Source organism: Rhizobacter sp. P3_C12, from assembly GCF_056402735.1.
This window is the reverse complement of the sequence record NZ_JBFUGW010000063.1, coordinates 1-26,764: the sequence shown is the minus strand read 5'-3', so window position 1 is coordinate 26,764 and position 26,764 is coordinate 1. Positions and strand designations below refer to the sequence as shown.

Below are 26,764 nucleotides of genomic sequence, written 5' to 3'. Positions count from 1 at the left end.
GCGCTGGTGGCCGAGCTGCAGGCCGCGTCGCGCGAGGACCAGGTCGCGCTGCGCGGCAGCCGCCGGCTGGCGCGGCGGTTGGTGCCGCACGAGGCGCATGCCACGCACGGCAGCCTCGCGATCGATGCCGCGCGCAGCCACCTCGTGACCGGCGGCTTGCGCGGGCTCGGGCTGCGCATCGCCGAGTGGCTGGCCGAGCAGGGCGCGCGCCACCTGGTGCTGATGGGGCGCAACCCGGCCGACGAACGCGCGCAACGCGTGATCGACCGGCTGCGCACACAGGGCGTCGAGGTGCAGATCGCGCTCGGCGACGTGGCGCAGCGCGACGACGTGCAGCGCCTGCTGGCCGCGCTGACCGCACCGCTGGCCGGCGTGATCCACGCGGCCGGCGTGCTCGACGACGGCGTGATCGCCAGCCAAAGCTGGCCGAGGTTCGCGACCGTGATGGGCCCGAAGGTGTTCGGCAGCTGGAACCTGCACACGCTGTGCGGCGAGCTGGATTTCCTGGTGTTCTTCTCGTCCGGCGCGTCGGTGGCCGGCTCGCCGGGGCAAGTCAACCACGCGGCGGCGAATGCCTTCGAGGACGCGCTGGCCTGGCACCGCCAGGCGCAGGGCCTGCCGACGCTGAGCATCAACTGGGGGCCGTGGGCCGAGATCGGCGCCGCGGCCGACCGCCGGTTGGTGCAGCCCGGCTCGCTGCAACCGATCGCGCCGGCCGACGGGCTGGCCGCGCTCGACCACGCGATGCGGCGCGACGGCGCGCGCAGCCCGTTCGAGATCGCGCAGCTCGCGGTGCTGGCGAGCGACTGGGCGCACCTGCGCGAGCAGCGCGCGGCCGGCACCGAGCCGCCGCTGTTCAGCGAGCTGGCGGTGGCTGCTGCGGCGCCGGGCAGCACGCAGGCGCAGCCCCTCCGGGCCGGCCCGTCGCTGCACGAGCGCATGGCGGCCGCGCTGCCGGCCCGCCGCAAGACCGTCCTGCGCGACGAGGTGCGGCGCCTGACCGTCAAGGTGCTCGGCGTGCAGCGCGCCGACGACCTCGACGTGACCGAGCCGCTGCGCCAGCTCGGCCTCGATTCGCTGATGGCGGTGGAGCTGCGCAACCTGCTCGGCAAGAGCGTCGGCCGCACGCTGGCCGCGACGGTGACCTTCGACCACCCGTCGGTCGCCGCGCTGACCGAGCACCTGGCGAGCGAGGTGTTCGCGGACCAGTTCGGCGATGTGGTGTCAACGGCTGATCCGGCTCGTGCGCCACCTGTCGCGCGTCCTGCCGAGGAATTGGACACGCTGTCGGAGGATGAACTGGCGCTGCAGTTGTTGCGACGGCTGGATGGCATGGATGCGGGTTATTTGCCATGAGTGAATTCAAAACAATAAAATGCAATCATTGAAGTCAATTTTTGGATTTGAATCATGGGCATGCTGACCGTAAGAAATTTGCCGGAAGAAGTCCACCGCGCCCTGCGTGTGCGCGCTGCCACGCATGGGCGCAGTACCGAGGCCGAGGTGCGGGCCATCTTGGAGGAGGCTGTCAAGCCTGAAGGGCGAGTCAAGTTGGGGTCGCTGCTGGTGACGATCGGACGCCAGGCGCGCTTGACCGACGAGGAGCATGCGGTTTTCGAGCGGGCCAGGGACAAGACGCCCGTCCAACCGGTGAGCTTTGAATGATCCTCCTCGATACGAACGTCATTTCCGAGCCGATGCGCAAGCTGCCCGATGGGCGCGTGGTCGAGTGGCTCGATACACAGCCGCTCGAAACGCTGTATTTGTCTGCGATCACCGTGGCCGAACTGCGCCTCGGCGTGGCCACTCTGCCGGCCGGCAAACGTCGGGATGGTCTGCACGACAACCTGGAGACGCGCACGCTGCCGTTGTTCGCCGGCCGTGTGCTGCCGTTCGATCTGCCTGCGTCTCGCGCCTATGGTGATTTGATGGCAAAGGCTCGGGCGGCTGGACTGGCGATCGGTGCTGCCGACGGCTATATCGCGGCAACGGCCGTTGCCAACGGGATGATGGTGGCGACACGGGATGTGGCCGCCTTCGAGGCCGCTGACGTAGCCGTCATCAACCCGTGGCAGGCGTAGTGCATCAAAGAGCTGCAGGAGATCCCGTGACCGATCCGACGCCCAAGACCCCCGACTACGCTGCGCTGCTGAAGCGCTCGCTGCAGGCCATCGACCAGCTCGAGGCGAGGCTGAAGGCCGTCGAGCAGTCGCGCCACGAGCCGATCGCGATCGTCGGCATCGGCTGCCGCTTCCCCGGCGACGGCGACACACCGGATGCCTTCTGGCGCTTCCTCGAGAGCGGCACCGACGGCGTCACCGAGGTGCCGACATCGCGCTGGGATGCCGACGCCTGCTTCGACGCCGATCCCGACGTGCCCGGCAAGAGCTACACCCGCTGGGGCGGCTTCGTGAAGGACGTCGACCGCTTCGATGCGCATTTCTTCGGCATCTCGCCGCGCGAGGCCGTCAGCCTCGACCCGCAGCAGCGGCTGCTGCTGGAGGTGACCTGGGAGTCGCTCGAACATGCCGGCATCGCACCGTCGTCGCTGGCCGGCAGCCAGACCGCCGTCTACATGGGCATCACGACGCATGACTATGCGAACCAGCTGTCCGAGGCGATCGGCTCGCGCTTCGGCGACGCCTACACGCCGTCGGGCACCGCGCACAGCGTGGCGGCCGGGCGGCTGTCGTACTTCCTCGGGCTGCACGGGCCCAACGTCGCGATCGACACCGCATGCTCGTCGTCGCTGGTCGCGATCCATTGGGCGGTGCAGAGCCTGCGCAGCGGCGAGGCCGACCTCGCGCTCGCCGGCGGCGTGAACCTGACGCTGACGGCCGACGGCTCGATCCTGACCTCGCGCGCCCGCATGATGTCGTTCGACGGGCGCTGCAAGACCTTCGACGATGCGGCCGACGGCTATGTGCGCGGCGAGGGCTGCGGCGTCGTCGTGCTGAAGCGGCTGTCCGATGCGCAGCGCGACGGCGACCGCATCGTCGCGCTGGTGCGCGGCTCCGCACTGAACCAGGACGGTCGCAGCAGCGGCCTGACCGCGCCGAACGGCACGGCGCAGGAGGCGGTGATCCGCGCCGCGCTGGCGAACGCGCGGGTGAAGCCCGACGAGATCAGCTACGTCGAGGCGCACGGCACCGGCACGCCGCTCGGCGACCCGATCGAGGTCAAGGCGCTGCACCAGGTCTACGGCCAGCGCCCGGCCGACACGCCGCTGATGCTGGGCTCGGTGAAGACCAACATCGGCCACCTGGAAGCGGCGGCCGGCGTGGCCGGCGTCATCAAGGTCGCACTGGCGCTGCAGCACYGCACGATCCCGCCGCACCTGCACCTGAAGCGGCCGAACCAGCTGATCGCCTGGGACGAGATGCCGATCACGGTGCCGACCGTGCCGACGCCGTGGCCCGATGCCGGCCGGCCGCGGCGCGCGAGCGTCAGCTCGTTCGGGTTCAGCGGAACGAATGCGCATGTCGTGCTCGAAGAAGCCCCGGCCTCTCAGCCCGACCCTTCGACAAGCTCAGGTCCTTCGACAAGCTCAGGATGGTCGGGCCCTTCGACAAGCTCAGGGCGAACGGAAGGAGGCACCGCTCACCTGTTCGTGCTGAGCGCGCAGACCCCGCCCGCGCTCGAAGCCGCTGCCCGCCGGCTCGCCGATGCCGCCGCGTCGGCACCGCTCGACCAGATCGCCGCGACGCTCGCGCTCGGCCGTTCGCCGTTCATCGAGCGGCTCGCCGTCGTCGCCGACAGCGCCGACGCATTGAAGGCGCGGCTGGATGAATTCATCGCCGGTGCACCGACTGCCGGCACCTCGCGCGGCCGCGCCGTCGGTGGCACGGCGCCTGAACTCGTGTTCCTGTTCACCGGCCAGGGCGCGCAGGTCGCCGGCATGGGCCGTGCGCTGTACGACGCCGAGCCGGTGTTCCGTGCCGCGCTCGACGAGTGCGAGCGCATCACGACGCCGCTGCTCGGCCTGCGCCTGCTCGACGTGATGTGGAACGACGCCGAGCGGCTCGACGACACCGCGTTCACGCAGCCGGCGCTGTTCGCCGTCGAGTACGCGCTCGCGCAGCTGTGGCAATCGTGGGGCGTCAAGCCGACCGCGGTGATGGGCCACAGCGTCGGCGAGTACGTCGCGGCCTGCGTGGCCGGCGTGTTCAACCTGGCCGACGGGCTGAAGCTGATCGTCGAGCGGGGCAGGCTGATGAGTGCCCTGCCGCGCGATGGCGCGATGGCGGCGGTCTTCACCGACGAGGCCACCGTGCGCGCCGCGATCGCACGCGATGCTGCCGTGCTCGCCATCGCCGCGGCGAACGGCCCGCAGAACACCGTGATCTCCGGCCGTGCCGACGCGGTCGATGCGGCGCTGGAGCGCCTCGCGGTTGCCGGCATCGAGTCGCAGCGGCTCAAGGTCTCGCACGCGTTCCACTCGCCGCTGATGGAGCCGATGCTCGACGAGTTCGAGGCGGTGGCCGCGCAGGTCGAGTTCCGCCCGCCGCAGCTCGTGCTGGCGTCGAACGTGACCGGCCGGTTGGCGGGTGACGAGGTCTGCAACGCCGGCTACTGGCGCCGCCACGTGCGCGACGCGGTGCGCTTCGGCGATTCGATCGCCGCGCTGCAGGCCGATGGCTTGCGCGTCTTCATCGAGGTCGGCCCGCAGCCGACGCTGCTGAACATGGCGCAGCGTGGCAGCGTGATGCCCGACAGCGCGTGGATCCCGTCGCTGCGCAAGGGGCGCGACGACGTGGTGTCGCTGCTCGACAGCCTCGGCCAGTTGTTCGTGCGCGGCGTGCGGCCGGACTGGGCCGCGGTGCAGGGCGGGCATCGGCCGCGCGCGACGCTGCYGGGCTATCCGTTCCAGCGGGAGCACTACTGGCAAAACTTCGAGCCTCGCAGCGGCACCGCGACGGCCGGCAGCGCACTCGGTGCGACCCGCGTGCCGCACGCGCTGCTCGGCGGCGTGGTCGCGAGCCCGCTGCCGATCTTCCAGGCGACGATCGGCCTCGGCGACCAGCCCTGGCTGGCCGACCACCGCATCTTCGATTTCACGCTGTTCCCGGCAACCGGCTTCCTGGAGCTGATGCAGGCCGCCGCGCGCGAGGTGAGCGGTGGCGACGACGTGCGGCTGCAGGACCTCGCGATCCGCGAAGGCCTGGTGCTGCCGGAGCAGGGCGGCGTGACGCTGCAGGTGGTCGTGACGCCGGCCGACGCGGTGGCGCCCGACGCGCAGACGGTGCAGGTGTTCAGCCGCGCCGCCGATGACGCAGCCTGGCGCCTGCATGCGAGTGCCACGCTGCTGCCCGGCCGCGGCGATGCGCCGGCGGTCGGCGAGGCGTGGCGGCTGGCCGGTGCGCCGGCGCAGCCGGTCGAGCCGTACTACGACAAGCTCRCCGCGCAGGGCGCGCATTACGGGCCGGCGTTCCGCGGCATCACGTCGATCGCGCGCGACGGCACCCAGGTGCTCGGCCGCGTGCAGTTGCCGGCCGCGTTGTCGACCGCCGACCTGGTGCTGCACCCGGCGCTGCTCGATGCCTGCCTGCAGCTGATCGGCCTCGGCCTGCCGTGGGCGGATGACCCGCTCGGCAGTGACGACATCTGCGTGCCGGTCGGGCTGGCCGGCTACCGCGTGTTCAGCGGTGGCGTCGCACAGGCCTGGTGCCAGGTGCGCGTGGAACCCGCCGGGCGCAAGGCCGATGTGCTGCGCGCCGACCTGACGCTGCTCGATGACGACGGTCGTGTGCTGGCCGAGTTGTCCGGGCTGGAGCTGCGCCGCATCACGCACGAGGCACTGCAGCGCGTGGCCGGCATGCCGGCTGCGAGTGCGGTGCCGGACTGGGCCTTCGAGACCGACTGGCGCGCCACGCCGCTCACCGAGGCGCGCAGCGACACGCCCGGCCGCTGGCTGATCCTGGCCGACCGCACCGGCGTCGGTGCCGGCCTCGCGACGCGGCTGAAGGCCGAGGGCGCGGGCGTCGCGCTGGTCTACCGCGGCGATGGCTTCGCGGCGCTCGCCGAAGGCTGGCAGGTCGATGCGGCCGACAGCGCGCAGATCCGCCGCGCGATCGACGAGGCCGCGCAGGCCGACCCGCGCCCGCTGCAGGGCGTCGTCGTGCTGTGGGCGCTGGTGCCGCCGGTCGCGCAGACGCTGGAGGCGATGGAGAACGCGCAGGCGCTGCTGCTCGGCAACCTGCTGCACGCGGCGCAGGCGCTCGGCGATTCGAGCGCGCGGCGCTGGCTCGTCACGCGCGGCGCGCAACCGGTGCAGGGCTCGGTGCCCGACCTGGTGCAGGCCACCGTGTGGGGCCTGGGCGGCGTCGTCGCCTCCGAAGCCCCGCTCGCGCGCTGCGTGCGCATCGACCTCGACCCGGTCGTGCGCGCCGACGAAGCCGAGCTGCTGTTCGCCAGTGTCTGGCAGGCCGATGCCGAAGACCGCGTCGCGCTGCGCGACGGCACGCGGCTGGCCGCGCGCCTGGTGCCTGGCGTCTTCGTGCCCGATGACCAGCCGCTGCGCCTCGAGATCACCGAGCGCGGCTCGCTCGAGAACCTGGCGCTGCAGCCGGTGCCGCGCGAGGCGCCCGGCGCCGGACAGGTCGAGATCCGCGTGTTCGCGACCGGGCTGAACTTCCGCGACGTGCTGAACGCGCTCGGCATGTACCCCGGCGACCCGGGCCCGCTCGGCAACGAATGTGCCGGCGTGATCACCGCGGTCGGCGCCGGCGTCGATGACCTGAAGGTCGGCGACGAGGTGATCGCGATGGTGGATCGCAGCTTCGCGACCTGGGTGCTCGCGCCGGCCTCGCTGACGGTGCTGAAGCCGCCGCAGATGAGCTTTGCCGAGGCCGCGACCATCCCCGTGACCTTCCTGACCGCCGAGTACGCGCTGAAGCACCTGGCCGGCATCAAGAAGGGCGACCGCGTGCTGCTGCATGCGGTGACCGGCGGCGTCGGCATGGCGGCCGCGCAGCTCGCGAAGCGCGCCGGCGCCGAGATCTTCGGCACCGCCGGCAGCCCGGCCAAGCGGGCGCTCGCGCAGCGGCTCGGTGTGCAGCACGTGGCCGATTCGCGCTCGCTGAGCTTCGTCGACGACATCCGGCGCGACACGAACGGCGAGGGCGTCGACATCGTGCTGAACTCGCTGGCCGGCGATTTCATCCCCGCGAGCCTCGGGCTGCTGAAGCCGGGCGGCCACTTCATCGAGATCGGCAAGACCGGCATCTGGGACACCGCACGCGTCGCCGACGAGTTCCCCGGCCGCCGCTACCACCCGCTGTACCTCGGCGAGATCGCCGCGGCGCGGCCGCTGTTCGTGCGCGAGATGCTGCAGGAGCTGCTGGCCGATTTCGCGACCGGCGTGCTGCAGCCGCTGCCGCAGAAGTTGTATCCGATCGAGCGCGCCGAGGAGGCGTTCCGCTACATGGGCCAGGGGCACCATGTCGGCAAGATCGTCGTCACGCAGCACCGCGCACCGCCGGTGCGGCCGGACGCGAGCTACCTGGTGAGCGGCGGGCTGAGCGGGCTGGGCCTCGTCAGCGCGCAGTGGCTGGCCGCCGAGGGCGCGCGCCACCTGGTGCTGGTCGGCCGGCGCGCGCCGTCGCCCGAGACGCAGGCGGCGATCGATGCGCTGCAGGCCGGCGGCGTGCAGGTGCTGGTCGCGCAGGCCGACGTGGCTGACACCGGGCAGATGACGCGCCTCGTCACGCAGATCGCGGCGCAGATGCCGCGGCTGCGTGGCGTGATCCATGCCGCCGGCCTGGTCGACGACGGCATGCTGGCCGAGCAGGACATGCGCCGCTTCGCCCGCGTGATGGCGCCCAAGGTGCGCGGCACCTGGAACCTGCACGAACTCACCGCGAACCTCGCGCTCGATTTCTTCATCGGCTTCTCGTCGGGTGCCGCGCTGCTCGGCTCGCCGGGGCAGAGCAACTACGCGGCGGCCAACTCGTTCGTCGATGCGCTGGCCCACCTGCGGCGCTCGCGCGGCCAGCACGCGCTGAGCATCGACTGGGGCAGCTGGTCGCAGGTCGGCATGGCCGCCGGCATCGGCGAGCAGCACCGCCGGCGCTGGGCCGCGATGGGGCTCGGGATGATCGCGCCGCACGACGGCGTCGCGATGATGAAGCAGATGCTCGCGTCGGCACGGTCGCCGCAGATGGCGGCGATGCCGCTGGTGCGCGCGCGGTTGCCGCGCAACCTCGGGCCGTTCTTCAGCGAGCTGGTGCAGGCGGCGCCGGCGCGGGCTGCGGCGCCGGCCGGCGGGGCGCCGCAGGTCGACATCCTCGCGCAGCTGGCACAGGCACCGGTGGAGGACCGGCTCGCGCTGCTGGTGGGTTTCCTGTCGGAGCAGATCGTGCGCGTGCTGGCCCTGCCGGCCTCGCACCAGGTCGACCCGCAGCGCTCGCTGATGGAGATGGGCATGGATTCGCTGATGGCGATGGAGCTGCGCAACCGCATCCAGACGGCGTTGAAGGCGAAGGTCGCGGTGGCGGCGCTGTTGAAGGGGCCGAGCATCGCGACGCTTGCGGCATCGGTGCTGGCGGACACGGCGCTGGCGGCGGGCCCGGCGCAGGCGCCGCAAGCCGCGTTCGAGGAGGGCTCGCTGTGAGCCGTCCGAAACGCGCACGCCTCCCGTCGGCCCGTGCGGCGCTGGGCTTCGCGTTCGCGTTCTCGGCCGTCTGGGCGCTGCTCGAGCTGATCGCCTCGCGCCTGCAGGGCGGCTACGACGTGCTGCAGATCGAGGGCTGCCGCTTCGCGGTGCAGCTCGCGCTGATGGGCGCGGTGTGGGGCTGGCGCAGCAGGACGCCGCTGTGGCGCACCGGCCGGCCGCTCGCGCAACTGGTTCGGTCGGCGCTGATGCTCGCGATCCCGCTGTCGTTCGGTGTCGCGCTGCTGCAGGGCGCATCGCCGCACCTCGCGATGACCGGGCTGTGGGTGGCGCCGGTGTTCGCGCTGGTGCTGGCGCGCGGCTGGCTGCTGTCGAAGGCGCCGCTGTTCGTCTGGATCGCCGCTGCCGCCGGCCTGTGCGCGACGGTCGCGATGCTGGAGCCGGCCCGGCCGACCACCTTGCAGGCCTCGGTGGTGCCCTTGCTGATGGGCCTGGCCTTCGCGGCCTACCTCGTGCTGACGCGCTCGCTGCGGCACGAGCCCGTCATGACCAACCTGTTCTACGTCGGCCTCGGCGGCTTGCTGGGCGTGCTGCCGTTCCTGCCGGGCGTGTGGGTGACGCCCTCGTTGCACGATGCGCTGGTGTTCGCTGCGCTCGGCGTGTTCGGCTTCGTCGCGCTGTGGCTGCTGGAGCATGCGCTGCGCCGCTCGCCGCTGCCGTGGATCGCGCCGGCGCTGTACGTGCACGTGGCCTGCCTGACGGTGGTGTCGCTGGCGGTGCGCGGGCACCTGCCGTCGCTGCGCATCGCGCTCGGGCTGGCGCTGGTCGGCGGCATCGCGTTCGCGCTGTGGCGTGCGGCGGTGGCGCGCGATCTGCCGACACGCCGCGCGCCGATGACCGGCCCGATGGCGCTCGAATCGGCCACCGGCCCGGTGCCGCTGGACGATGAGACGAGGCCCTGACGATGCACCTCGCGCTGCCTGCCTTCGCCTCCTCGTTCGTCCGGCGCGACCCGGGCCGCAGCGCGATGCTGCTGCTCGCGCTGTTCGCGCTGGCGTGGGCCTTCGTCGAAGGCGTGTTCGGCGCGCGGCTGCAACTGCACTACTCGCTGATGCAGGTGGTGTGGTGCCGCTATGCGGTGCACCTGGCCTGCCTGCTGCTGGTGGTCGGGTGGCGGTCACCGACACGGGCGTCGCGGCTGTGGCGCACGCGGCGCGTCGGCTTCCAGCTGTCGCGCTCGGTGCTGATGCTGGTGATGCCGGCGAGCTTCGCGCTGTCGCTCGCGGCCGGCGACCGGGCGGGCACGGTGTGGGCGCTGTTCTGGGTCGCGCCGCTGATGATCATCGGCCTCGCGCGTTTCGCGCTGGGCGAGCGCGTGCCGCGCTGGGTGTGGGCGGTGGCCGCGATCGGCAGCGGTGTCGCGGCCGTGATGGCCGAGCCCTCGCTGCCGCAGTCGCTCGCCGGCGCGGTGCTGCCGTTCGTGATGGCGCTGTCGTTCAGCGTCTACGTCGTGATGACGCGCTCGCTGCGCGACGAGCCGGTGCAGGCCAACCTGTTCTTCACCGCGCTCGGCGTGTTCGCGCTGCTGACGCCGCTGATGCCCTTCGTGTGGGTCACGCCGAACCTGCACGATGCGGCGCTGCTGGTCGGCATCGGCGCGGTCGGCCTGCTCGCGCTGTGGGCGCTGGACCGGGCCTGCGAGCGCGCGCCGGTCGCGCAGGTGGCGCCGACGCTGCATGTGCACCTGCTGTGCATGGCGCTGGTGGAGTGGGGCGCCGCCGGCGAAGCCTTCTCGCACCGCGACCTGCTCGGCGCGGTGTGGATCGCATTGGCGCTGCTGGCACTGTGGTTGTGGCAACCGTCTGCTGAAAGGACCGTCCTCAAGTGACTTCCGTGACCGATCTGCTCTCCGTCCTGGCCGCGCAGGGCGTGCTGCTGTGGTTCGAGGGGAACCGGCTGCGCTTCCGTGCGCCGCAGGGGGCGCTGTCGGCCGAGTTGCGGGCGCAGATCGGCGCGCGGCGCGACGAGGTGCTGGCGGCCTTGCGCGCGCAGGCGGCGCAGCAGCCGCGCAGCGCGCCGCTGTCGCACCCGCAGCAGGCGCTGTGGTTCGTGCACCAGGAGCAGCCCGACAGCGCGGCCTACAACGTGCTGTTCGCGCTGCGCGTGCTGTCGCCGGTCGACGAATCGGCGCTGCGCCAGGCGCTGCAGGCGCTGGTCGACCGGCATGCGGTGCTGCGCACCACCTACGAGGTGGTCGACGGGTTGCCGCGCCAGTGCATCGCCGGCACCGGCACCGCCGCGCTCGAGGTGCACGACGTGGCCGGCCTCGACGACGCAGCCCTGCACCGGCGCATCGACGCCGATGCCCGCCGCCCGTTCGACCTGGCGCACGGCCCGGTGATGCGCACCGCGCTGTACCGCCGCGCGGCCGGCGACCAGGTGCTGCTGCTGGCGGTGCACCACATCGCGATCGACGGCTGGTCGCTGCTGATGCTGCTGGAGGAGTTCCGCGCGCTGCTGGCCGAGGCCGGCGGCGGCGCCCCGGCCGGGCTGGCGCGCGTGGAACGGCAGTACGCCGACTACACCGACTGGCAGGCCGCGATGCTGGCCGGCCCGCAGGGCGCGCAGCTCGCCGCGTACTGGACCCGCCAGCTCGCCGCGCCGCGCGCCGAGATCGAGCTGCCGCCCGATCGCCCGCGCCCGCCGCGCCGCAGCGGGCAGGGCGCGAGCTTCGATTTCCACCTCGATGCCGCCACCACGGCCCGCCTGAACCAGCTCGCGCGCGACGAGGGCATGACGCTGTACGTGCTGCTGCTGGCCGCGTTCAAGGTGCTGCTGCATCGCCATACGGGATGCGAGGACGTGATCGTCGGCACGCCCACCTTCGGCCGCACGCAGCCGGAGTTCGCGCGCGTGCTGGGCGATTTCGTCAACCCGGTCGCGCTGCGTTCGCGCGTGCACGCCGAGCTGCCGTTCCGCACGCTGATGCAGCAGGTGCGCGGCACGCTGCTGGAGGCGCTGGACGCGCAGGAGTACCCGCTGTCGCTGCTGGTCGAGCGGCTGCAGCCGGTGCGCGATGCGAGCCGCTCGCCGCTGTTCGAGACGATGTTCGTGCTGCAGCGCTTCGAGCAGTTCCGCGAGCTCAACGACCTGCTGGTCGCCGGCGCGAGCGACGTGCCGGTCGACTTCGCCGGCTGGCGCGTGACGCCGTATGCGCTGACCCAGCAGGAAGGGCAGTTCGACCTCGGGCTCGGGCTGATCGACCGCAGCGATGCGCTGTCGGGCGCGTTCAAGTACAACCCCGCGCTGTTCGACCGCGCGACGATCGAGCGGCTGTGGGCGCACTACCGCGTGCTGCTCGACGGCATCGTCGCCGACCCGGCGATGCCGGTCGGCCGGCTGCCGCTGCTCGATGCCGCGGAGCGCGCCGCTCTGTTGCCGCCCGTGCTGCCGCCAGCCTTGCCTATCGTGGCGGCCGAGGCCCAGCCGCTGCACCGGCGCTTCGAGGCGCACGCCGCGGCCACGCCGGATGCGACCGCGCTGCGCTGCGACGGCACCGCGCTGTCGTATGGCGCGCTGAACCGCCGCGCGAACCAGGTGGCGCACCGGCTGCAGGCGCTGGGCGTCGTGCCGGGCACGCGCGTCGGGCTGTGCGCCGAGCGCTCGATCGACCTGGTGGTCGGGCTGCTGGGCATCGTGAAGGCGGGCGGCGCCTACCTGCCGATCGACCTGTCGTACCCGGCCGAGCGCGTGGCCTTCATGCTCGGCGATGCGCAGGCGCCGGTGATGCTGACGCAGTCGGCGCTGCTCGCGCAGCTGCCGCCGCACGCCGGTGCGACGCTGTGCCTCGACGAGCCGTCGCTGGCCGACGCGCCCCATGAGAACCCGGCAAGCCCGGTCAGCGCCGACGACCTGATCTACGTGATCTACACCTCCGGTTCCACCGGGCAGCCGAAGGGCACGCTGCTGACGCACCGCGCGGTCGACCGGCTGTTCAGCGCCACCGCCGAGTGGTTCCGTTTCGGCCCGCAGGACGTGTGGACGCTGTTCCATTCGGTCGCTTTCGATTTCTCGGTGTGGGAGCTGTGGGGCGCGCTGGCGCACGGCGGCTGCCTGGTGGTCGTGCCGCAGGCGGTGAGCCGCTCGCCGGAGGCCTTCCTGCAGCTGCTGCACGACGAGCGCGTGACGGTGCTGAACCAGACGCCTTCCGCGTTCCGCCAGCTGGTGCAGGCCGACGTGGACAGTGGCGTACCGCGGCGCACTTCGCTGCGCGAGGTGGTGTTCGGTGGCGAGGCGCTGGAGCTGCAGGCGCTGCGCCCGTGGTTCGAGCGCCATGGCGATGCGCAGCCGCGGCTCGTCAACATGTACGGCATCACCGAGACCTGCGTGCACGTGACGTACCGGCCGATCACGCGCGCCGACGTCGACGCGCGTGCCGGCAGCGTGATCGGCGTGCCGATCCCCGACCTGCGCGTGCTGCTGCTCGATGCGCTGCTGCAGCCGGTGCYGATCGGCGTCACCGGCGAGATGTTCGTCGGCGGGCCGGGCCTCGCGCTCGGCTACCTGAACAGGCAGGAGCTGACGGCGGCGCGCTTCATCGGCGACCCGTTCCGCCCCGGCGAGCGGCTGTACCGCAGCGGCGACCTGGCGCGCTGGCGCCTGCGGGCCGATGGCGCGCTGGAGCTGGAGTACCTCGGCCGCATCGACCACCAGGTGAAGATCCGCGGCTTCCGCATCGAGCTTGGCGAGATCGAGGCGCTGCTGGCGCAGCAGCCGGGCGTGCGCGAGAGTGCGGTGCTGGCGCGCGAGGACGTGCCCGGCGACCAGCGGCTCGTCGCCTACGTGGCCGGCAGCGCCGAGGTCGACGCGCTGAAGCAGGCGCTGCGCGAGCGGCTGCCCGACTACATGGTGCCGGCCGCGTTCGTCGTGCTGCCGACGCTGCCGCTGACGGGCAACGGCAAGGTCGACCGCCAGGCGCTGCCGGCACCGGCGGGGTTGGCTGCGACGGCGGCGCGGCGCGTGGAGCCGCCGCAGGGCGAGACCGAGCGGGGCCTGGCAGCGATCTGGCGCGATGTGCTGGGCCTGGGTGATGTGGGACACGAGGTCGGCCGACACGACAACTTCTTCGAGCTGGGTGGCCACTCGCTGCTTGCGACCCAGGTGACGGCGCGCATCCGCCAGGCCCTCGACCGCGGCTTCGTGCTGCGCGCGGTGTTCGAGCACCCCGTGCTGCACGAACTGGCGCGGGCCATCGAGGCCGGCCGCGCACCGCAGGCCGCGGCGGCGCCGATCGCGAAACTGGCCAGCGACGGCCCGACACCGCTGTCGTTCGCACAGGAGCGCATGTGGTTGCTGCACGAGCTGGCGCCGGACAGCTCGGCCTACAACATGCCGGTCGCGCTGCGGCTGCACGGCGTGCTCGATCGCGCCGCGCTGGAGCGCGCGCTCGACGCGCTGGTGCAGCGGCACGAGACGCTGCGCACCACCTTCGCGATGGTCGACGGCCGGCCGATGCAGACGGTGCAGCCGCACCGAGCGGTCGCGCTGCCCTTCCACGACCTGCGCGCGCAGGGCCGGCAGGCCGAGGAGGCCGCGATCGCGCTGGCCACCGACACCGCGCGCGCGTACTTCGACCTGGTGCACGGGCCGGTCTTCCGCACGCTGCTGATCCAGGTGGCCGACGACGAGCACGTGCTGCTGCTCGCGATGCACCACATCGCCGGCGACCAGTGGTCGTACGGCGTGCTGGGCCGCGAGCTGGCCGAGGCCTATGCGGCGTTCCGCCGCGGCGCGGCGCCCGCGTGGCCGCCGCTCGCGGTGCAGTACCGCGACGTGGCGGTGTGGCAGCGCGAGCGCTTCCAGGGCGAGGTGCTGGAAACACAGCTCGGCTACTGGCGCCGCCAGCTCGACGGCGTGGCACCGCTGCTGCTGCCGACCGACCACCCGCGGCCGACGATCCTGTCGGACCGCGCCGCCTGGCATGCCGACGTGCTGCCACCCGCGCTGATCGAATCGCTCGAGACCTTCAGCCGCGCCCACGGTTGCACGCTGTTCATGACGCTGTTCGCCGCGTACGTGACGCTGCTGCACCGCTACACCGGACAGGCCGACATCGCGGTGGCGGTGCCGATCGCCAACCGCGAGCAGCGCGAGGTGGAAGGTCTGGTCGGCGGCTTCATCAACACGCTGGTGCTGCGCAGCACCTGTGGCGACGACACCGCGTTCGCCGAGCTGCTGGCGAACGTGCGCACGACGGCGCTGGAGGCGTATGCGCACCAGGAACTGCCGTTCGCGAAGCTGGTGGAGGAGCTGCGGCCGATGCGCGGCCCCGCACTGCCGCCGCTCGCGCAGGTGCTGTTCACGCTGCAGAACGCGCCGATGACCGGCATCGAGTTCCCCGGGCTGCAGTGGGAGCCGGTCGCGATCGATCGTGGCGCGGCGCCGTTCGAGCTGGGGCTGTACATCGAGGCGGCTGTCAGCGGCAGCGTGCTGTTCGAGTATTCGACCGAGCTGTACGACGAGCCGACGATCCGGCGCATGGCGGGGCATTACCGGATGCTGCTCGAATCGCTGGTGGCGGCACCCGCTGTGGCATCCACCACGACGCTCGCGAAGCTGCCGATGCTGACGGCCGACGAGCAGCGCTGGCTGCGGGTCGAGATGAACGGCACCGCGGCCGCGCATGCCAGCGATGTCTACCCACGGCTCTTCGAGGCCCAGGTGGCGCGCAGCCCCGAGGCCGAGGCGGTGCGCTACGAGGGCGCCTCGCTCACCTACGCGGCGCTGAACGCGCGCGCGAACCGCGTCGCCAACCGGCTGCGTGCGATGGGCGTCGGCCCGGGGCACCTGGTCGGCGTGTGCCTGCAGCGCTCGCTGGCGCTGGTGGTGGCCTTGCTCGGCGTGCAGAAAGCCGGTGGCGCCTACGTGCCGCTGGACCCCGGCTTCCCGGCCGAGCGGCTCGCCTACATGCTGGAGGACAGCGGCGCGCGCGTGCTGGTGGCCGGCGGCGATGCGGCCGACGGCATCGCGCTGCCGCCCGGCGTGCAACTGCTGGACGTGCTGGCCGATGCGGTGGCGCTGGGCGCAGGCAGCGAGGACAACCTCGCGAGCGCGCCGGCAGCGGACGACCCGGCCTATGTGATCTACACCTCCGGCTCCACCGGCCGGCCGAAGGGCGTGGTGGTGCCGCACGGCGCGCTCGCGAACTTCCTCCATTCGATGCGGCGCGAGCCGGGGCTGGCGGCCGGTGACGTGCTGGCTGCCGTGACGACCGTCTCGTTCGACATTGCCGGGCTGGAGCTGTACCTGCCGTGGCTGGTCGGCGCGCGGGTCGAGCTGTGCTCGCGCGAGACGGCGGCCGACGGCATCGCGCTTTCGGCGTCGCTGGCGGCCAGCGGCGCCACCGTGCTGCAGGCGACGCCGGCCACGTGGCGCCTGCTGCTGGAAGCCGGCTGGACCGGTGGGCCCAACTTCCGCGCGCTGTGCGGCGGCGAGGGGCTGCCGCGCGAGCTGGCCGATGCGCTGCTGGCGCGTGTCGGCGAGCTGTGGAACCTGTACGGGCCGACCGAGACGACGGTGTGGTCGACGGCCGAGCGCGTGATCGGCGGCGGCGCACCGGTCACGATCGGCCGGCCGATCGACAACACGCAGGTGCATGTGCTGAGCCGCGCCGGTGAGCTGCAGCCGGCCGGCATCCCGGGCGAGCTGTGGATCGGTGGCGCCGGTGTGGCGACCGGCTACCACCGGCGGCCGGAGCTGACGGCCGACCGCTTCGTCGCCGATCGCTTCTCGACCCAGCCGGGCGCGCGCCTCTACCGCACCGGCGATCTCGGCCGCTGGACGGCGCAGGGGCGGCTGGAGCACCTGGGGCGCATCGACCACCAGGTGAAGATCCGCGGCTTCCGCATCGAGCTGGGCGAGATCGAATCGGTGCTTGCGGGGCACGAGGCGGTGCGGCAATCGGTGGTGATCGCGCGCGAGGCGGGGCCGGGCGACCTGCGGCTGGTCGCGTACGTCGTCTACCAGCCCGGCGAGGACCTGACCGTCAGCGAGGTGCGGCGCCACCTGCGGCGCGAGCTGCCGGACTACATGGTGCCGTCGCTGGTGGTCGCGCTCGACGCGATCCCGCTGACGCCGAACGGCAAGGTCGATCGGGCGGCGCTGCCGGACCCGTTCCGCAACGTCGCGCCGGTGGCGGCGTACGAGCCGCCGGCGCCGGGCCTGGAGCGTCTGCTGGCCGATGTGTGGCAGCAGACGCTGCAGATCGAGCGGGTCGGCGCCGAGGACAACTTCTTCGAGCTGGGCGGGCACTCGCTGCTGTCGCTGCGTGTCGTGGTGGCGGTGGAGGCGCGCACCGGCTGGCGCATGGATCCGCGCGTGCTGTTCTTCCAGAACCTTCGCCAGATCGCGGCTGCGGGCGCCGCGCATGTTCCTGCTGATTTTTCAGACCACCTGCCCAGCCCATGAACCCATTCTTCTTCGGCACCCGGCAACGGCGGCTGTTCGGCGTGTACAGCCCGGCGCGGGCGTCGGCTTCGGGCGCTGTTGGGTCATCCAGGACACGCGCCGTGGTGTTGTGTGCACCGTGGGGCCAGGAGTATCTGCGCGCCCACCGTGCGATCAAGCAGCTCGCGACGCTGCTGAACCAGGCCGGCGTGCACGTGCTGCGCTTCGACTGGTTCGGCACCGGCGACTCGGCCGGCGAGATGCTGGACGCGAGCCTGGCCGGCTGGCAGGCCGACATCGAGACGGCGATCGACGAGCTGAAGGACACGACCGATGCAGCGCGTGTCGGGCTGGTGGGCCTGCGGCTGGGCGGCACGCTGGCCGCGACCGTGGCGGCGCGGCGGCGCAAGGACATCGACAGCCTGGTGCTGTGGGATCCGGTGGTGTCGGGCGAGGGCTACCTGAAGGAGCTGCTGGCCGAGGCACGGCCGCGTGCAGCGGAGCGCGGCGGCGGGCACGAGGTGATGGGCTTCGCGCTCGGCGAGGCGATGGCGGCGGAGCTGCGCACGCTGGTGTTGCCGGCGGCGGAGTTGCCGGCGCGCACGCTGGTGGTTCGATCGGTGGCAGGCGAGGCGGTCGGGTCATTGCCGGTCGAACAGATCGAGGGCCAGCCCGCATGGCTGGAGGATCACCATTCGGGGGCAGGCGCGGTGCCGGTGAAGGTGTTGCAACGCGTTGCGCAGTGGTGGAGCTGATGGTGAACGAACAGGTGCTTCTGATGGGGCCGCGCAAGGCGCTGGTGGGCATCGTGACGCCGGCGGCCGAGGGGGCGGCGCCCGCGTCCGGGCGGCCGGCGGTGGTGGTGCTGAACTCGGGGATCATCCACCGCGTCGGCGCGAACCGGATGACGGTGCAGCTGTGCCGGCGGCTGTCGGGGCAGGGCTTCGACGCGGTGCGGTTCGACCTCTCGGGCATCGGCGACAGCGAGCCGCGCGACGACGGGCTGGGCTTGCTGGAGGCGAGCCTGGCCGACATCAAGGAGGCGCTCGACACGCTGGAATCGGCACGCGGCTTCAAGCGCTTCGTGCTGGTCGGCCTGTGCTCGGGCGCGGACCATGCGGTGGTCTACGCGGGGCGCGATCCACGGGTGACGGGCCTGGTGCTGCTGGACCCCTCGATCCCGCACACGCCGCGCTACTACCTGAACCACTATGCGCGGCGCGCGACGCGGTTGAGCAGCTGGATGAACATCGCGCGGGGGAAGCATCCGCTGTGGCATGCGCTGGGGCAGCGCATGGGCGGGGCGGGCCATGCGGAGGTGCCGGAAGACGGGCCGCGGGCCGACCTGGATTCGCCGGAGGCCAAGGCCTTCCTGTCGAACGCGTACGCGGCGGCGCATCGGTTGGGCAACCGCTTCCTCGCGGTGCTGACGGCGGAGCGCGAGGACCACCACAACTACCGCGAGCAGCTGATCGACGCATTCCCCGACGTACCGTTCGGCGACCGGCTGCAGCTGGAGTACCACGAGGGCACGGATCACACGTTCACCGCGGAGGCGGATCGGGAGCGGGTGATCGAGGAGATCGTGGGGTGGATGCGCGCTGCCGCGTGAGATCGATGGTCAGGCCTGCTGCAAACGCTTGAAGGTGTCGAGCCAGGTCTGCGCCTGCTGCGCGATGAGTTCTCGCAACCCGGGCAGGCGCCAGACCACCCTGTCCAGCGATGCCAACGTTGCGAAGGTCAGCTCGCACAGCTGAACGGTGCGTTCGATGATCCGGGCCTTCGGCATGTCACACCGCGTGCCGAAATCCAGCAAGCCCAGCCGCGCCGCGAAGAAGCTGCGGTTGCCTTCGAGGTTCAGCGCGAGGTTGTCGTCGGCAATGTAGAGCCGCGTGCAGACGATGTCGTAGGCCGGGGCCATCCGCACCGCGCCGCTCACACTGTCGTACAGCACACCGAAGTTCTTCATGTGCGCATTGCCGTTGCCGAGCATGCACGACAACGCGACCATGTCGAACAGCTGCTCGCGCGCGGTGGGCAAGTTCTCCGGCGAGCAGTACAGGTGCAGCAACCGCAGCACGAGCTCGTAGCTGCCGACGTACTTCTGGTCGGCGGCGCGGCCGGCCAGGGCCAGCATGTCCTCGAAGCCGAGAATGCGCCCGTCGGGCGGCCGGTCGAAGCGTCGCATCACGAACAGCTCGCCGTCGTCGGACAAGTGGAATTCGGGCACCGGCACGCCGGCCTGCTTGACGATGCTCATGCAGATGAACTCGTTGATCGCAAGGCCCGGGAATTCGCCGAGGCCTGACTTGACGATGAGTTCCGAGGTGGGCAGCGCTGCCTTGAAGTCCGGCTGCATGTCGTCGCTGACGCGCTCGGGGACGAGCACCTTGGGCTGCACGCCACTCAACCCGGTGCGCATCAGGTAGCTGTCGACAAGGCGGGCGAAGAGTTCCCGCGAGCCACCGTGTGCGAGCAGTTCAGCGAGGGACTCGCCTTGCACAGGCGTGTCGTTCACAGCTTGCCCTTCCAGCGTGAAGCGCAACCGGCCGATGGGCGCCTGCGACCCGATCACCGTCAGCAGCAGCAGCGGATCGAGTCCGGTGGTTTTCGCGAGTCGATTGCGCAGTTGCTCCAGCACGAAGCCTTCCGGCATGTTCATCTGGAAGATCGGATGCAGCGACGGGAATCCGTAGGGTCTGGCGCGCAAAGGCATGCCGAGCGCTGGTGCCGTTTCGGCCGTCGCATCGGGTGCGAAAGAGAACAGGTAGTCGCCATCGCGCTGCAAGATGCCAGACAGGCCTTGCGGCGTGTGAACCCGCACCTTGGCGGGCGATTCACTCATCGATGTCTTTCAACAGCGCACCGATCTCGTCCAGCGTCGGCCGCTGCGATGCCGCCACCTGGAGTTGAGCGCCGAGTGCGGCTGCAACCCTCGCATACGACGAGGCAGCGACGCCGGGACGCCCCGCTTCGACGTGGATGACCTTCAGGCGCGGGATGCCGGCGATGTGCGCCACGTCGACCAGCCGCAGGCCGCGCTGCTTGCGCATCTCCTGCAGGGACTGCCCAAGCGCCACCAGATTGACCGAGAAATCACCCATGGAAGTATCGTAATCGATACTTGGCACGCAGCAAGTATCGAATTCGATACTTTGAGGGTGACTGAGTTGCCTCAGAACTCCAGGTTGTCGATCAACCGCGTCTGCCCCAGCCGAGCCGCTCCCAGGGCCACGAGCGACCCGGGCGCATCACCTGCACCCGGTGGCAGCAGGTCGGCTCGCCGCCGCACCGTCAGGTAATCCGGCTGCCAGCCGCGCGCGGCCAGCGCTGCCATCGCATCGGCCTCCAGCTGCGCGATCGGCTTCGCACCCTGCAGTGCGGCATCCGCCAGCGCCCGCAGGCTGCGCGACAGCGCGATCGCCTCCTCGCGCTCCGCCGCACCCAGGTACCCGTTGCGCGACGACAGCGCGAGCCCGTCATCCGCCCGGCTCGTCTCGCCCGCCTCGATCGCGATCGGCAACGCGAACTGCTGCGTCATCTGCCGGATCACCATCAGTTGCTGGTAGTCCTTCTTGCCGAACACCGCGACGCGCGGTTGCACGCAGGCGAACAGCTTCATCACCACCGTGCACACGCCGGTGAAGAAGCCGGGCCGGAAATGCCCTTCGAGGATGTCGGCCAGCGCCGCGTCGGGCACCACCTTGAAGCTCTGCGGCTGCGGGTACAGCTCGCGCTCGTCGGGCGCGAACACGAGGTCGCAGCCGGCACCCTGCAGCAGCTCGCTGTCGCGGGCCAGCGTGCGCGGGTAGCGGTCGAAATCTTCGTGCGGCGCGAACTGCAGCCGGTTCACGAAGATGCTCGCCACCACCGGCAGCCCGTGCCGCTTGGCCTGCCGCACCAGCGCCAGGTGGCCCGCGTGCAGGTTGCCCATCGTGGGCACGAAGGCGCAGGCGCCGGGCGTGCCGAGTGCCGCGCGCAGGTCGGCGATCGTGTGGACTGTCTTCATCGGTGGATCAACCCAGGAGCGTCAGTAACCGTGGAGCGTGTCGTCGGGGAAGCGGCGGGCCTTCACGTCGGCCACGTAGCGCGTGATGGCCTCGCCGATGCCGGCGCTGCCCTCCACGAAGTTGCGCACGAAGCGCGGCAACTTGCCCTGCGTGATGCCCAGCATGTCGTGCAGCACCAGCACCTGGCCCGAACAGGCCACGCCGGCGCCGATGCCGATCACCGGGATGTCGAGCGCGTCGGTGATCTGCTTGGCCACCGCCGCTGGCATCAGCTCCAGCACCAGCATCGCGGCGCCCGCATCGGCCAGCTCGCGCGCATGGCGCAGCAGCGTGGCCGCGGCTTCGTCGTCGCGGCCCTGGATGCGGTAGCCGCCCAGCGCATGCACCGACTGCGGCGTCAACCCCAGGTGCGCACACACCGGGATGCCGCGCTCCACCAGGAAGCGCACCGTCTCGGCCGTCCAGCCGCCGCCTTCGAGCTTCACCATCTGCGCCCCGGCCTGCATCAGCACCGTCGCGCTCGCGAGCGCCTGCGCCGGCCCCTGCTGGTAGCTGCCGAACGGCAGGTCGCCGATCAGCCAGGCACCGCGGTTGCCGCGCGCGACGCAACGCGTGTGGTATGCCATCTCGTCCAGCGTCACCGGCAGCGTGCTCGCCTGGCCCTGCAGCACCATGCCGAGCGAATCGCCGACCAGCAGGCAATCGACGCCGGCCGCATCGAGCAGCCGCGCGAAGCTCGTGTCGTAGCAGGTCAGCATCGCGATCGGCTCGCGGGCCGCGTGCATCTCGCGCAGCCGGTGCAGCGTCACCGCCTTGCGGCCGGGCGCCGTCTCGGTGGCGGGATGCGAACTCATGCCGGCCGCATCCCCAGCTTGTCGAGCAGCGCGCGGTCGGCCTGCACGTCCGGGTTGCCGGTGGTCAGCAGCTTGTCGCCGTAGAAGATCGAATTGGCCCCGGCCGTGAAGCACAGCGCCTGCACCGCCTCGCCCAGCGCCTGGCGCCCGGCCGACAGGCGCACGCGCGCGGTCGGCATCGTGATGCGCGCCACCGCGATCGTGCGCACGAACTCCAGCGGGTCGAGCTGCACCGTGCCGTGCAGCGGCGTGCCTTCGACCTGCACCAGGTTGTTGATCGGCACCGATTCCGGGTACGGATCGAGGTTGGCCAGCGCGCCGATCAGGCCGGCCCGCTGCGCCCGCGTCTCGCCCATGCCGACGATGCCGCCGGCGCACACCTTGACGCCGGCACCGCGCACGCGCTGCAGCGTATCGAGCCGGTCCTGGTACTGGCGGGTGCGCACGATGTCGCCGTAGAACTCCGGCGCGGTGTCGAGGTTGTGGTTGTAGTAGTCGAGGCCGGCGCTCTGCAGCGCCTCGGCATGGCCGTCTTCCAGCATGCCGAGCGTCGCGCAGGTCTCCAGCCCGAGGGATTTGACCGCGCTGACCAGCTCGGCCACCTTCTCGATGTCGCGGTCCTTCGGGCCGCGCCACGCGGCGCCCATGCAGAAGCGCGAGGCACCGGCCTCCTGGGCGCGGCGCGCGGCATCGAGCACGGCTTCGGTGTCCATCAGCTTGCCGGCCTCGACGCCGGTGTCGTAGCGCGCCGCCTGCGGGCAGTAGCTGCAGTCTTCGGGGCAGCCGCCGGTCTTGATCGACAGCAGCGTCGACAGCTGCACCTCGGCCGGGTCGAAATGCTCGCGGTGCACGGTCTGCGCGCGGAACATCAGCTCGGTGAACGGCAGCTCGAACAGCGCCTCGATGTCGGCCACCTGCCAGCGGTCGGTCGGTGCAGCCGGCGGGGCGGCGCGGGTCACGAGGTGGACGGGGGCTTCGTGGATCGTCATGGGTGTTCTTTTCTAGGCGGGTTGATAGGCGAGCCGCACGTAGATCGGTGCAAACGCCTCGGCCTGCGTGATCTCGAGCAAGCGCTCGCGCGCCAGCTCCAGCATCGCGATGAAGGTCACCACCAGCACCTGAGGTCCGCGGGTCAGGTCGAACAGCTCCTCGAACATCGCGAAGCGGCGGCCCTGCAGGCCGCGCAGCACGATGCTCATGTGCTCGCGCACGCTCAGCTCCTCGCGGGTGATCGTGTGGTGCTGGTTCAGCCTGGCGCGCTTCAGGATGTCGGCCCAGGCGGCGCGCAGCTCGTCGATCTCGACATCCGGAAAGCGCGGCGTCAGCGATTGCTCGATGGTCACCTGCGCGCGCAGGAAATCGCGCCCCAGCACCGGCAGGCGGTCGAGCCCGGCCGCGGCCAGCTTCATCTGCTCGTACTCCAGCAGCCGGCGCACCAGCTCGGCGCGCGGGTCTTCGGGCTCCTCGCCCTCGGCCGCCTTCTTCGGCGGCAGCAGCATGCGCGACTTGATCTCGATCAGCATCGCCGCCATCAGCAGGTATTCGCTGGCGAGCTCGAGGTTGGTCTTGCGGATCTGCTCGACATACGCCAGGTACTGGCGCGTCACGCTGGCCAGCGGGATGTCGAGGATGTTGAAGTTCTGCTTGCGGATCAGGTAGAGCAGCAGGTCGAGCGGGCCTTCGAAGGCCTCGAGGAAGACCTCCAGCGCATCCGGCGGGATGTACAGGTCGGTCGGCATCGTGAACAGCGGCTCGCCGTACAGGCGTGCCACGGCCACGTGGTCGACCACGGTGGGCGCTGCCGCGTCGGTGGCGGCCTGCGCCAGGGCGTCTTCGCTCACGGGGTGCCCGCTCGGTGTCGCGTTCAGGGCCGGTTCAATGCCCGGTCTGGTAGACGTAGGGCTGCTGGGCGACCTGGGCGTCGCGGTACTCGCTCTGTGCATCGCGGTCGACCGGCTTGTCCCACAGCAGCTGGCGGCCCTCGAGCATCCGGCCCGCGAGCGTCGGGTCCTTGGCCTTCAACTCCTCGATGAACGAGGTGGTGTCGGACTTGTAGGCTTTCCAGAAGAGCGGCATGGTCGGGGCCAGGTGAAGCAGCGGAGGGCGGATTTTAGCCGGCCCGGGCGRCGGCCTCGGTTTCGGCCGCGGTTTCGGCTTCACCCCGGTCAGCGACGATTCGCCCCGCTCCCAGCTCGGCCTCGAAGCCGGAACGGCGGATCAGCGACAGCGGCTGCGCATCGACCCCGGCCAGGTACAGCGCCACCCCGCGCCGCGCGAGCGAGCGCTGACATTGCGCCAGCGCATCCAGCCCCGAGGTGTCCATCGACAGCATGCGCTGCAGGTCCAGCACCACCGCGCGGGTGCCGGGCAGCACGCGGGCCGGCAGCGCCTCCAGCGTGCCGACCGCGCCGAAGAACAGCGGCCCGCTCAGCGCGAACACCTGCACGCCCGGCGCCGCACCCTCGCAGGCCTCGATGCGGAACAGCGTGCTCATCCGGTAGATGAAGAACACGCAGGCGAGCACCAGCCCGAACTGCACCGCCACCATCAGGTCGAACACCACCGTCAGCCCGAAGGTGCCCAGCAGCACCGTGCGGTAGTGCAGGCTGAAGCGGCGCAGGCGCGCGAACTCGTGCCACTCGCCCATGTTCCACGCGACGAACAGCAGGATGCCGGCGAGCCCCGCCAGCGGCACGTGCACCGCCAGCGGCGCGGCCACCAGCACCACCGCGAGCAGCGTGGCCGCGTGCACGATGCCGGCCACCGGGCTGGTCGCGCCGGCACGCACGTTGGTCACGGTGCGGGCGATCGTGCCGGTGGCGGGGATGCCGCCGAACAGCGGGGCGACCATGTTGGCCAGGCCCTGGCCCATCAACTCCTGGTTCGGGTCGTGGCGCGGCGCCTCGCTGAGGTTGTCGGCGACGCGGGCGCACAGCAGCGATTCGACGGCGCCGAGCAGCGCGATCGTCAGCGTGGGAATCAGCAGCTGCTGCGCGCTCGCCCAGCTGAACGGCGGCAGTGCGAGCCGCGGCAGGCCCTGCGGGATGCCGCCGAAGCGCGAGCCGATGGTCTCGACCGGCAACTGCAGCAGCGCGGTCGCGAGCGTCGCCAGCACCAGCGCGACGATCGGCGACGGCACGGCCTTCCAGCGCTTCGGCCACAGCGCCACCAGCGCGAGGCAGCCGAGGCCCAGCGCCAGCGCCGCCGGGTTCACGCTGCCGGCATGCGAAGCGAGCGCACCCACCTGCGTGAAGAAATCCGCCGGCAGCTTCTCGATGTGCAGCCCGAACAGGTCCTTCAGCTGCGACACGCCGATCAGCACCGCGATGCCGTTCGTGAAGCCGATGATGATGGCCACCGGGATGTAGCGCACCAGCGCGCCGAGCCGCAGCGCGCCCATCGCGAACAGCAGCACACCGGCCAGCGCGGTCGAGATCAGCAGGTTGGTCAGCCCGTAGCGCTCGACGATGCCGTAGACGATGACGATGAACGCACCGGCCGGCCCGCCGATCTGCACGCTGGAGCCGCCCAGCGCCGAGATCAGGAAGCCGGCGACGATGGCGGTGAAGATGCCTTGCTCGGGCTTGACGCCCGACGCGATCGCGAAGGCCATCGCGAGCGGCAGCGCGACCACGCCGACGGTGACGCCGGCCGATGCGTCCTGCCAGAAGCGCCGGCGGTCGTAGCCACGCAGGCTGTCGAGCAGGCGGGGGCGGAACGGGTGCAGGCGCATGGAGCCCGAGTATCGGCCCGGCCCGCGCGGGCGTCCCTTGATCTGCATCAAACGGCGCCGGGCGGGCCGCTGCCTTCAGGCTTCCTGGCGGCGTGCGCTCTCGGCGAGCTTGAGGAACTCGTGCGGTTCGCCCACCATCCAGCGCGCCAGTTGGTCGAGCAGGTTCGAGTCGATGCGCGGCGCCGCGAAGGTGACCATCACGGTCTCCAGGTCGTCGAGGTTGCCGAGCTGGAAGCTGACCTTGCCCTGGTCGTGATCGGGCAGCAGGCGCACCATCATCGTGATGTCGGCGACGAAGCTGAAGCGCACTTCCTCGAGCCGGCCGTTGACCGGGTCGCGGACCCACTTCGAATCGGGCGCGATGCCGGCCTGGCGCAGGCGGGCTTCGAGCCGCTCGATCTCCGGCGGGAAGTCCTTGCTGATCGCGACCGCGCGGCCCGATTTCTGCAGCGCGTGGATGACCACATGGTCGAACACTTCCTGCCCGCGGTGCTGCTTGCGCCGCGCGTCGACCCGGAAATCGCAGCGCACGAGGCCGTCGACCGTCGTGCTCTTGTCGAACATGAAGCGCACCGGCGGGCGGGGCAGCAGCACGTTGAGCTGCGGCGCCAGGTCCATCCAGTAGCGCCAGGCGGTCTGGCAGGCCGTCTCGACCAGCGCGGCGTTGCGCGCGAGTGCGGCCGTGTCGACCGTCTGCTGTGTCTTCAGCGCGTCGGCCTGCCGCTTCAGGTCATCCAGAAAACCCATGTTGTCCTCCCTCGAAGGCGCGCAGGATAGCCGCCCGCCGGGCGGCTGTCTCTCACCCTGTTTGGGGAACCGCGCTCAGCGCACCCGCAACCCCGGCGTCGCGCCCGGCCACGGCTCCAGCACGTACAGCCCCGGGTTGGCCTTCTCGTCGGCATGCGACGCGGCCAGCACCATGCCCTCGCTGAGGCCGAACTTCATCTTGCGCGGCGCGAGGTTGGCCACCATCACGGTGAACTTGCCGACCAGGTCCTCGGGCTTGTAGGCCGACTTGATGCCGCTGAAGACGTTGCGCGTCTTCGCCTCGCCCACGTCGAGCGTCAGGCGCAGCAGCTTGTCGCTGCCCTCGACGGCCTCGCAGGCGACG

Annotated in this window: 18 protein-coding genes and 1 pseudogene; 9 read left to right on the top strand and 10 right to left on the bottom strand. The window is 71.4% G+C overall.

Annotation, left to right across the window (positions count from 1 at the left end):
• The 9 genes from AC1DXV_RS12680 to AC1DXV_RS12640 form a co-directional block, all read left to right on the top strand.
• Positions 1–1,356: beta-ketoacyl reductase (locus AC1DXV_RS12680; RefSeq protein ID WP_477933837.1), on the top strand; the 1,356-nt coding region annotated here is incomplete at its 5' end.
• Positions 1,357–1,410: 54 nt separating this feature from the next.
• Positions 1,411–1,665, top strand: coding sequence for a FitA-like ribbon-helix-helix domain-containing protein (locus AC1DXV_RS12675; protein ID WP_477933835.1), 255 nt, complete (start codon positions 1,411–1,413; stop codon positions 1,663–1,665).
• Positions 1,662–2,081: a type II toxin-antitoxin system VapC family toxin gene (locus tag AC1DXV_RS12670; RefSeq protein ID WP_477933833.1), complete on the top strand. Its 420-nt coding sequence runs from the start codon at positions 1,662–1,664 to the stop codon at positions 2,079–2,081. Before AC1DXV_RS12675 ends, AC1DXV_RS12670 begins: the two co-directional genes overlap by 4 nt.
• A gap of 26 nt (positions 2,082–2,107) precedes the next feature.
• Entirely contained in the window at positions 2,108–8,611 is a 6,504-nt protein-coding gene (locus tag AC1DXV_RS12665; RefSeq protein ID WP_477933831.1) for an SDR family NAD(P)-dependent oxidoreductase, read from the top strand.
• Complete coding sequence (locus tag AC1DXV_RS12660; protein WP_477868450.1) at positions 8,608–9,573, top strand: DMT family transporter; 966 nt, start codon at positions 8,608–8,610, stop codon at positions 9,571–9,573. Before AC1DXV_RS12665 ends, AC1DXV_RS12660 begins: the two co-directional genes overlap by 4 nt.
• Positions 9,574–9,575: 2 nt before the next feature.
• Positions 9,576–10,499 (top strand): DMT family transporter, encoded by a 924-nt coding sequence (locus AC1DXV_RS12655; RefSeq protein WP_477868448.1) that lies wholly within the window; start codon positions 9,576–9,578, stop codon positions 10,497–10,499.
• A 5-nt stretch (positions 10,500–10,504) separates the two neighbouring features.
• Entirely contained in the window at positions 10,505–17,077 is a 6,573-nt protein-coding gene (locus AC1DXV_RS12650) for an amino acid adenylation domain-containing protein (RefSeq protein ID WP_477933829.1), read from the top strand.
• Positions 17,074–17,811, top strand: coding sequence for an alpha/beta fold hydrolase (locus tag AC1DXV_RS12645; protein ID WP_477866699.1), 738 nt, complete (start codon positions 17,074–17,076; stop codon positions 17,809–17,811). The genes AC1DXV_RS12650 and AC1DXV_RS12645 overlap by 4 nt, the downstream gene beginning before the upstream one ends.
• A gap of 23 nt (positions 17,812–17,834) precedes the next feature.
• Positions 17,835–18,668, top strand: coding sequence for an alpha/beta fold hydrolase (locus AC1DXV_RS12640; RefSeq protein WP_477866701.1), 834 nt, complete (start codon positions 17,835–17,837; stop codon positions 18,666–18,668).
• Between the two features lie 9 nt (positions 18,669–18,677).
• On the opposite strand, the gene AC1DXV_RS12635 is transcribed toward AC1DXV_RS12640, so the two are convergent.
• From AC1DXV_RS12635 to AC1DXV_RS12590, 10 genes and pseudogenes are all read right to left on the bottom strand, one after another.
• A complete protein-coding gene (locus AC1DXV_RS12635) occupies positions 18,678–19,901 on the bottom strand; it encodes a type II toxin-antitoxin system HipA family toxin (RefSeq protein ID WP_477866703.1) in 1,224 nt (407 codons plus the stop codon).
• Positions 19,894–20,160 (bottom strand): helix-turn-helix domain-containing protein, encoded by a 267-nt coding sequence (locus AC1DXV_RS12630; RefSeq protein ID WP_477933827.1) that lies wholly within the window; start codon positions 20,158–20,160, stop codon positions 19,894–19,896. The genes AC1DXV_RS12635 and AC1DXV_RS12630 overlap by 8 nt, the downstream gene beginning before the upstream one ends.
• Before the next feature lie 71 nt (positions 20,161–20,231).
• On the bottom strand, positions 20,232–21,065 hold the full coding sequence (gene panC / locus AC1DXV_RS12625; RefSeq protein ID WP_477872854.1) for a pantoate--beta-alanine ligase: 834 nt from the start codon (positions 21,063–21,065) through the stop codon (positions 20,232–20,234).
• A gap of 21 nt (positions 21,066–21,086) precedes the next feature.
• Complete coding sequence (panB, locus tag AC1DXV_RS12620) at positions 21,087–21,920, bottom strand: 3-methyl-2-oxobutanoate hydroxymethyltransferase (RefSeq protein WP_477872856.1); 834 nt, start codon at positions 21,918–21,920, stop codon at positions 21,087–21,089.
• On the bottom strand, positions 21,917–22,909 hold the full coding sequence (gene bioB / locus AC1DXV_RS12615) for a biotin synthase BioB (RefSeq protein WP_477933825.1): 993 nt from the start codon (positions 22,907–22,909) through the stop codon (positions 21,917–21,919). The genes panB and bioB overlap by 4 nt, the downstream gene beginning before the upstream one ends.
• A 12-nt stretch (positions 22,910–22,921) precedes the next feature.
• On the bottom strand, positions 22,922–23,761 hold the full coding sequence (locus AC1DXV_RS12610; RefSeq protein WP_477870675.1) for a segregation and condensation protein A: 840 nt from the start codon (positions 23,759–23,761) through the stop codon (positions 22,922–22,924).
• Positions 23,762–23,795: 34 nt separating this feature from the next.
• On the bottom strand, positions 23,796–23,996 hold the full coding sequence (locus tag AC1DXV_RS12605) for a DUF3460 family protein (protein ID WP_477870677.1): 201 nt from the start codon (positions 23,994–23,996) through the stop codon (positions 23,796–23,798).
• 34 nt (positions 23,997–24,030) lie between these two features.
• Positions 24,031–25,653, bottom strand: coding sequence for a SulP family inorganic anion transporter (locus tag AC1DXV_RS12600; RefSeq protein ID WP_477933823.1), 1,623 nt, complete (start codon positions 25,651–25,653; stop codon positions 24,031–24,033).
• A gap of 75 nt (positions 25,654–25,728) precedes the next feature.
• Positions 25,729–26,400, bottom strand: a complete 672-nt coding sequence (locus AC1DXV_RS12595) for a hypothetical protein (RefSeq protein ID WP_477870681.1) — start codon at positions 26,398–26,400, stop codon at positions 25,729–25,731.
• A 75-nt stretch (positions 26,401–26,475) separates the two neighbouring features.
• Positions 26,476–26,764, bottom strand: a pseudogene (locus tag AC1DXV_RS12590) (methionine--tRNA ligase); the annotation flags it as partial.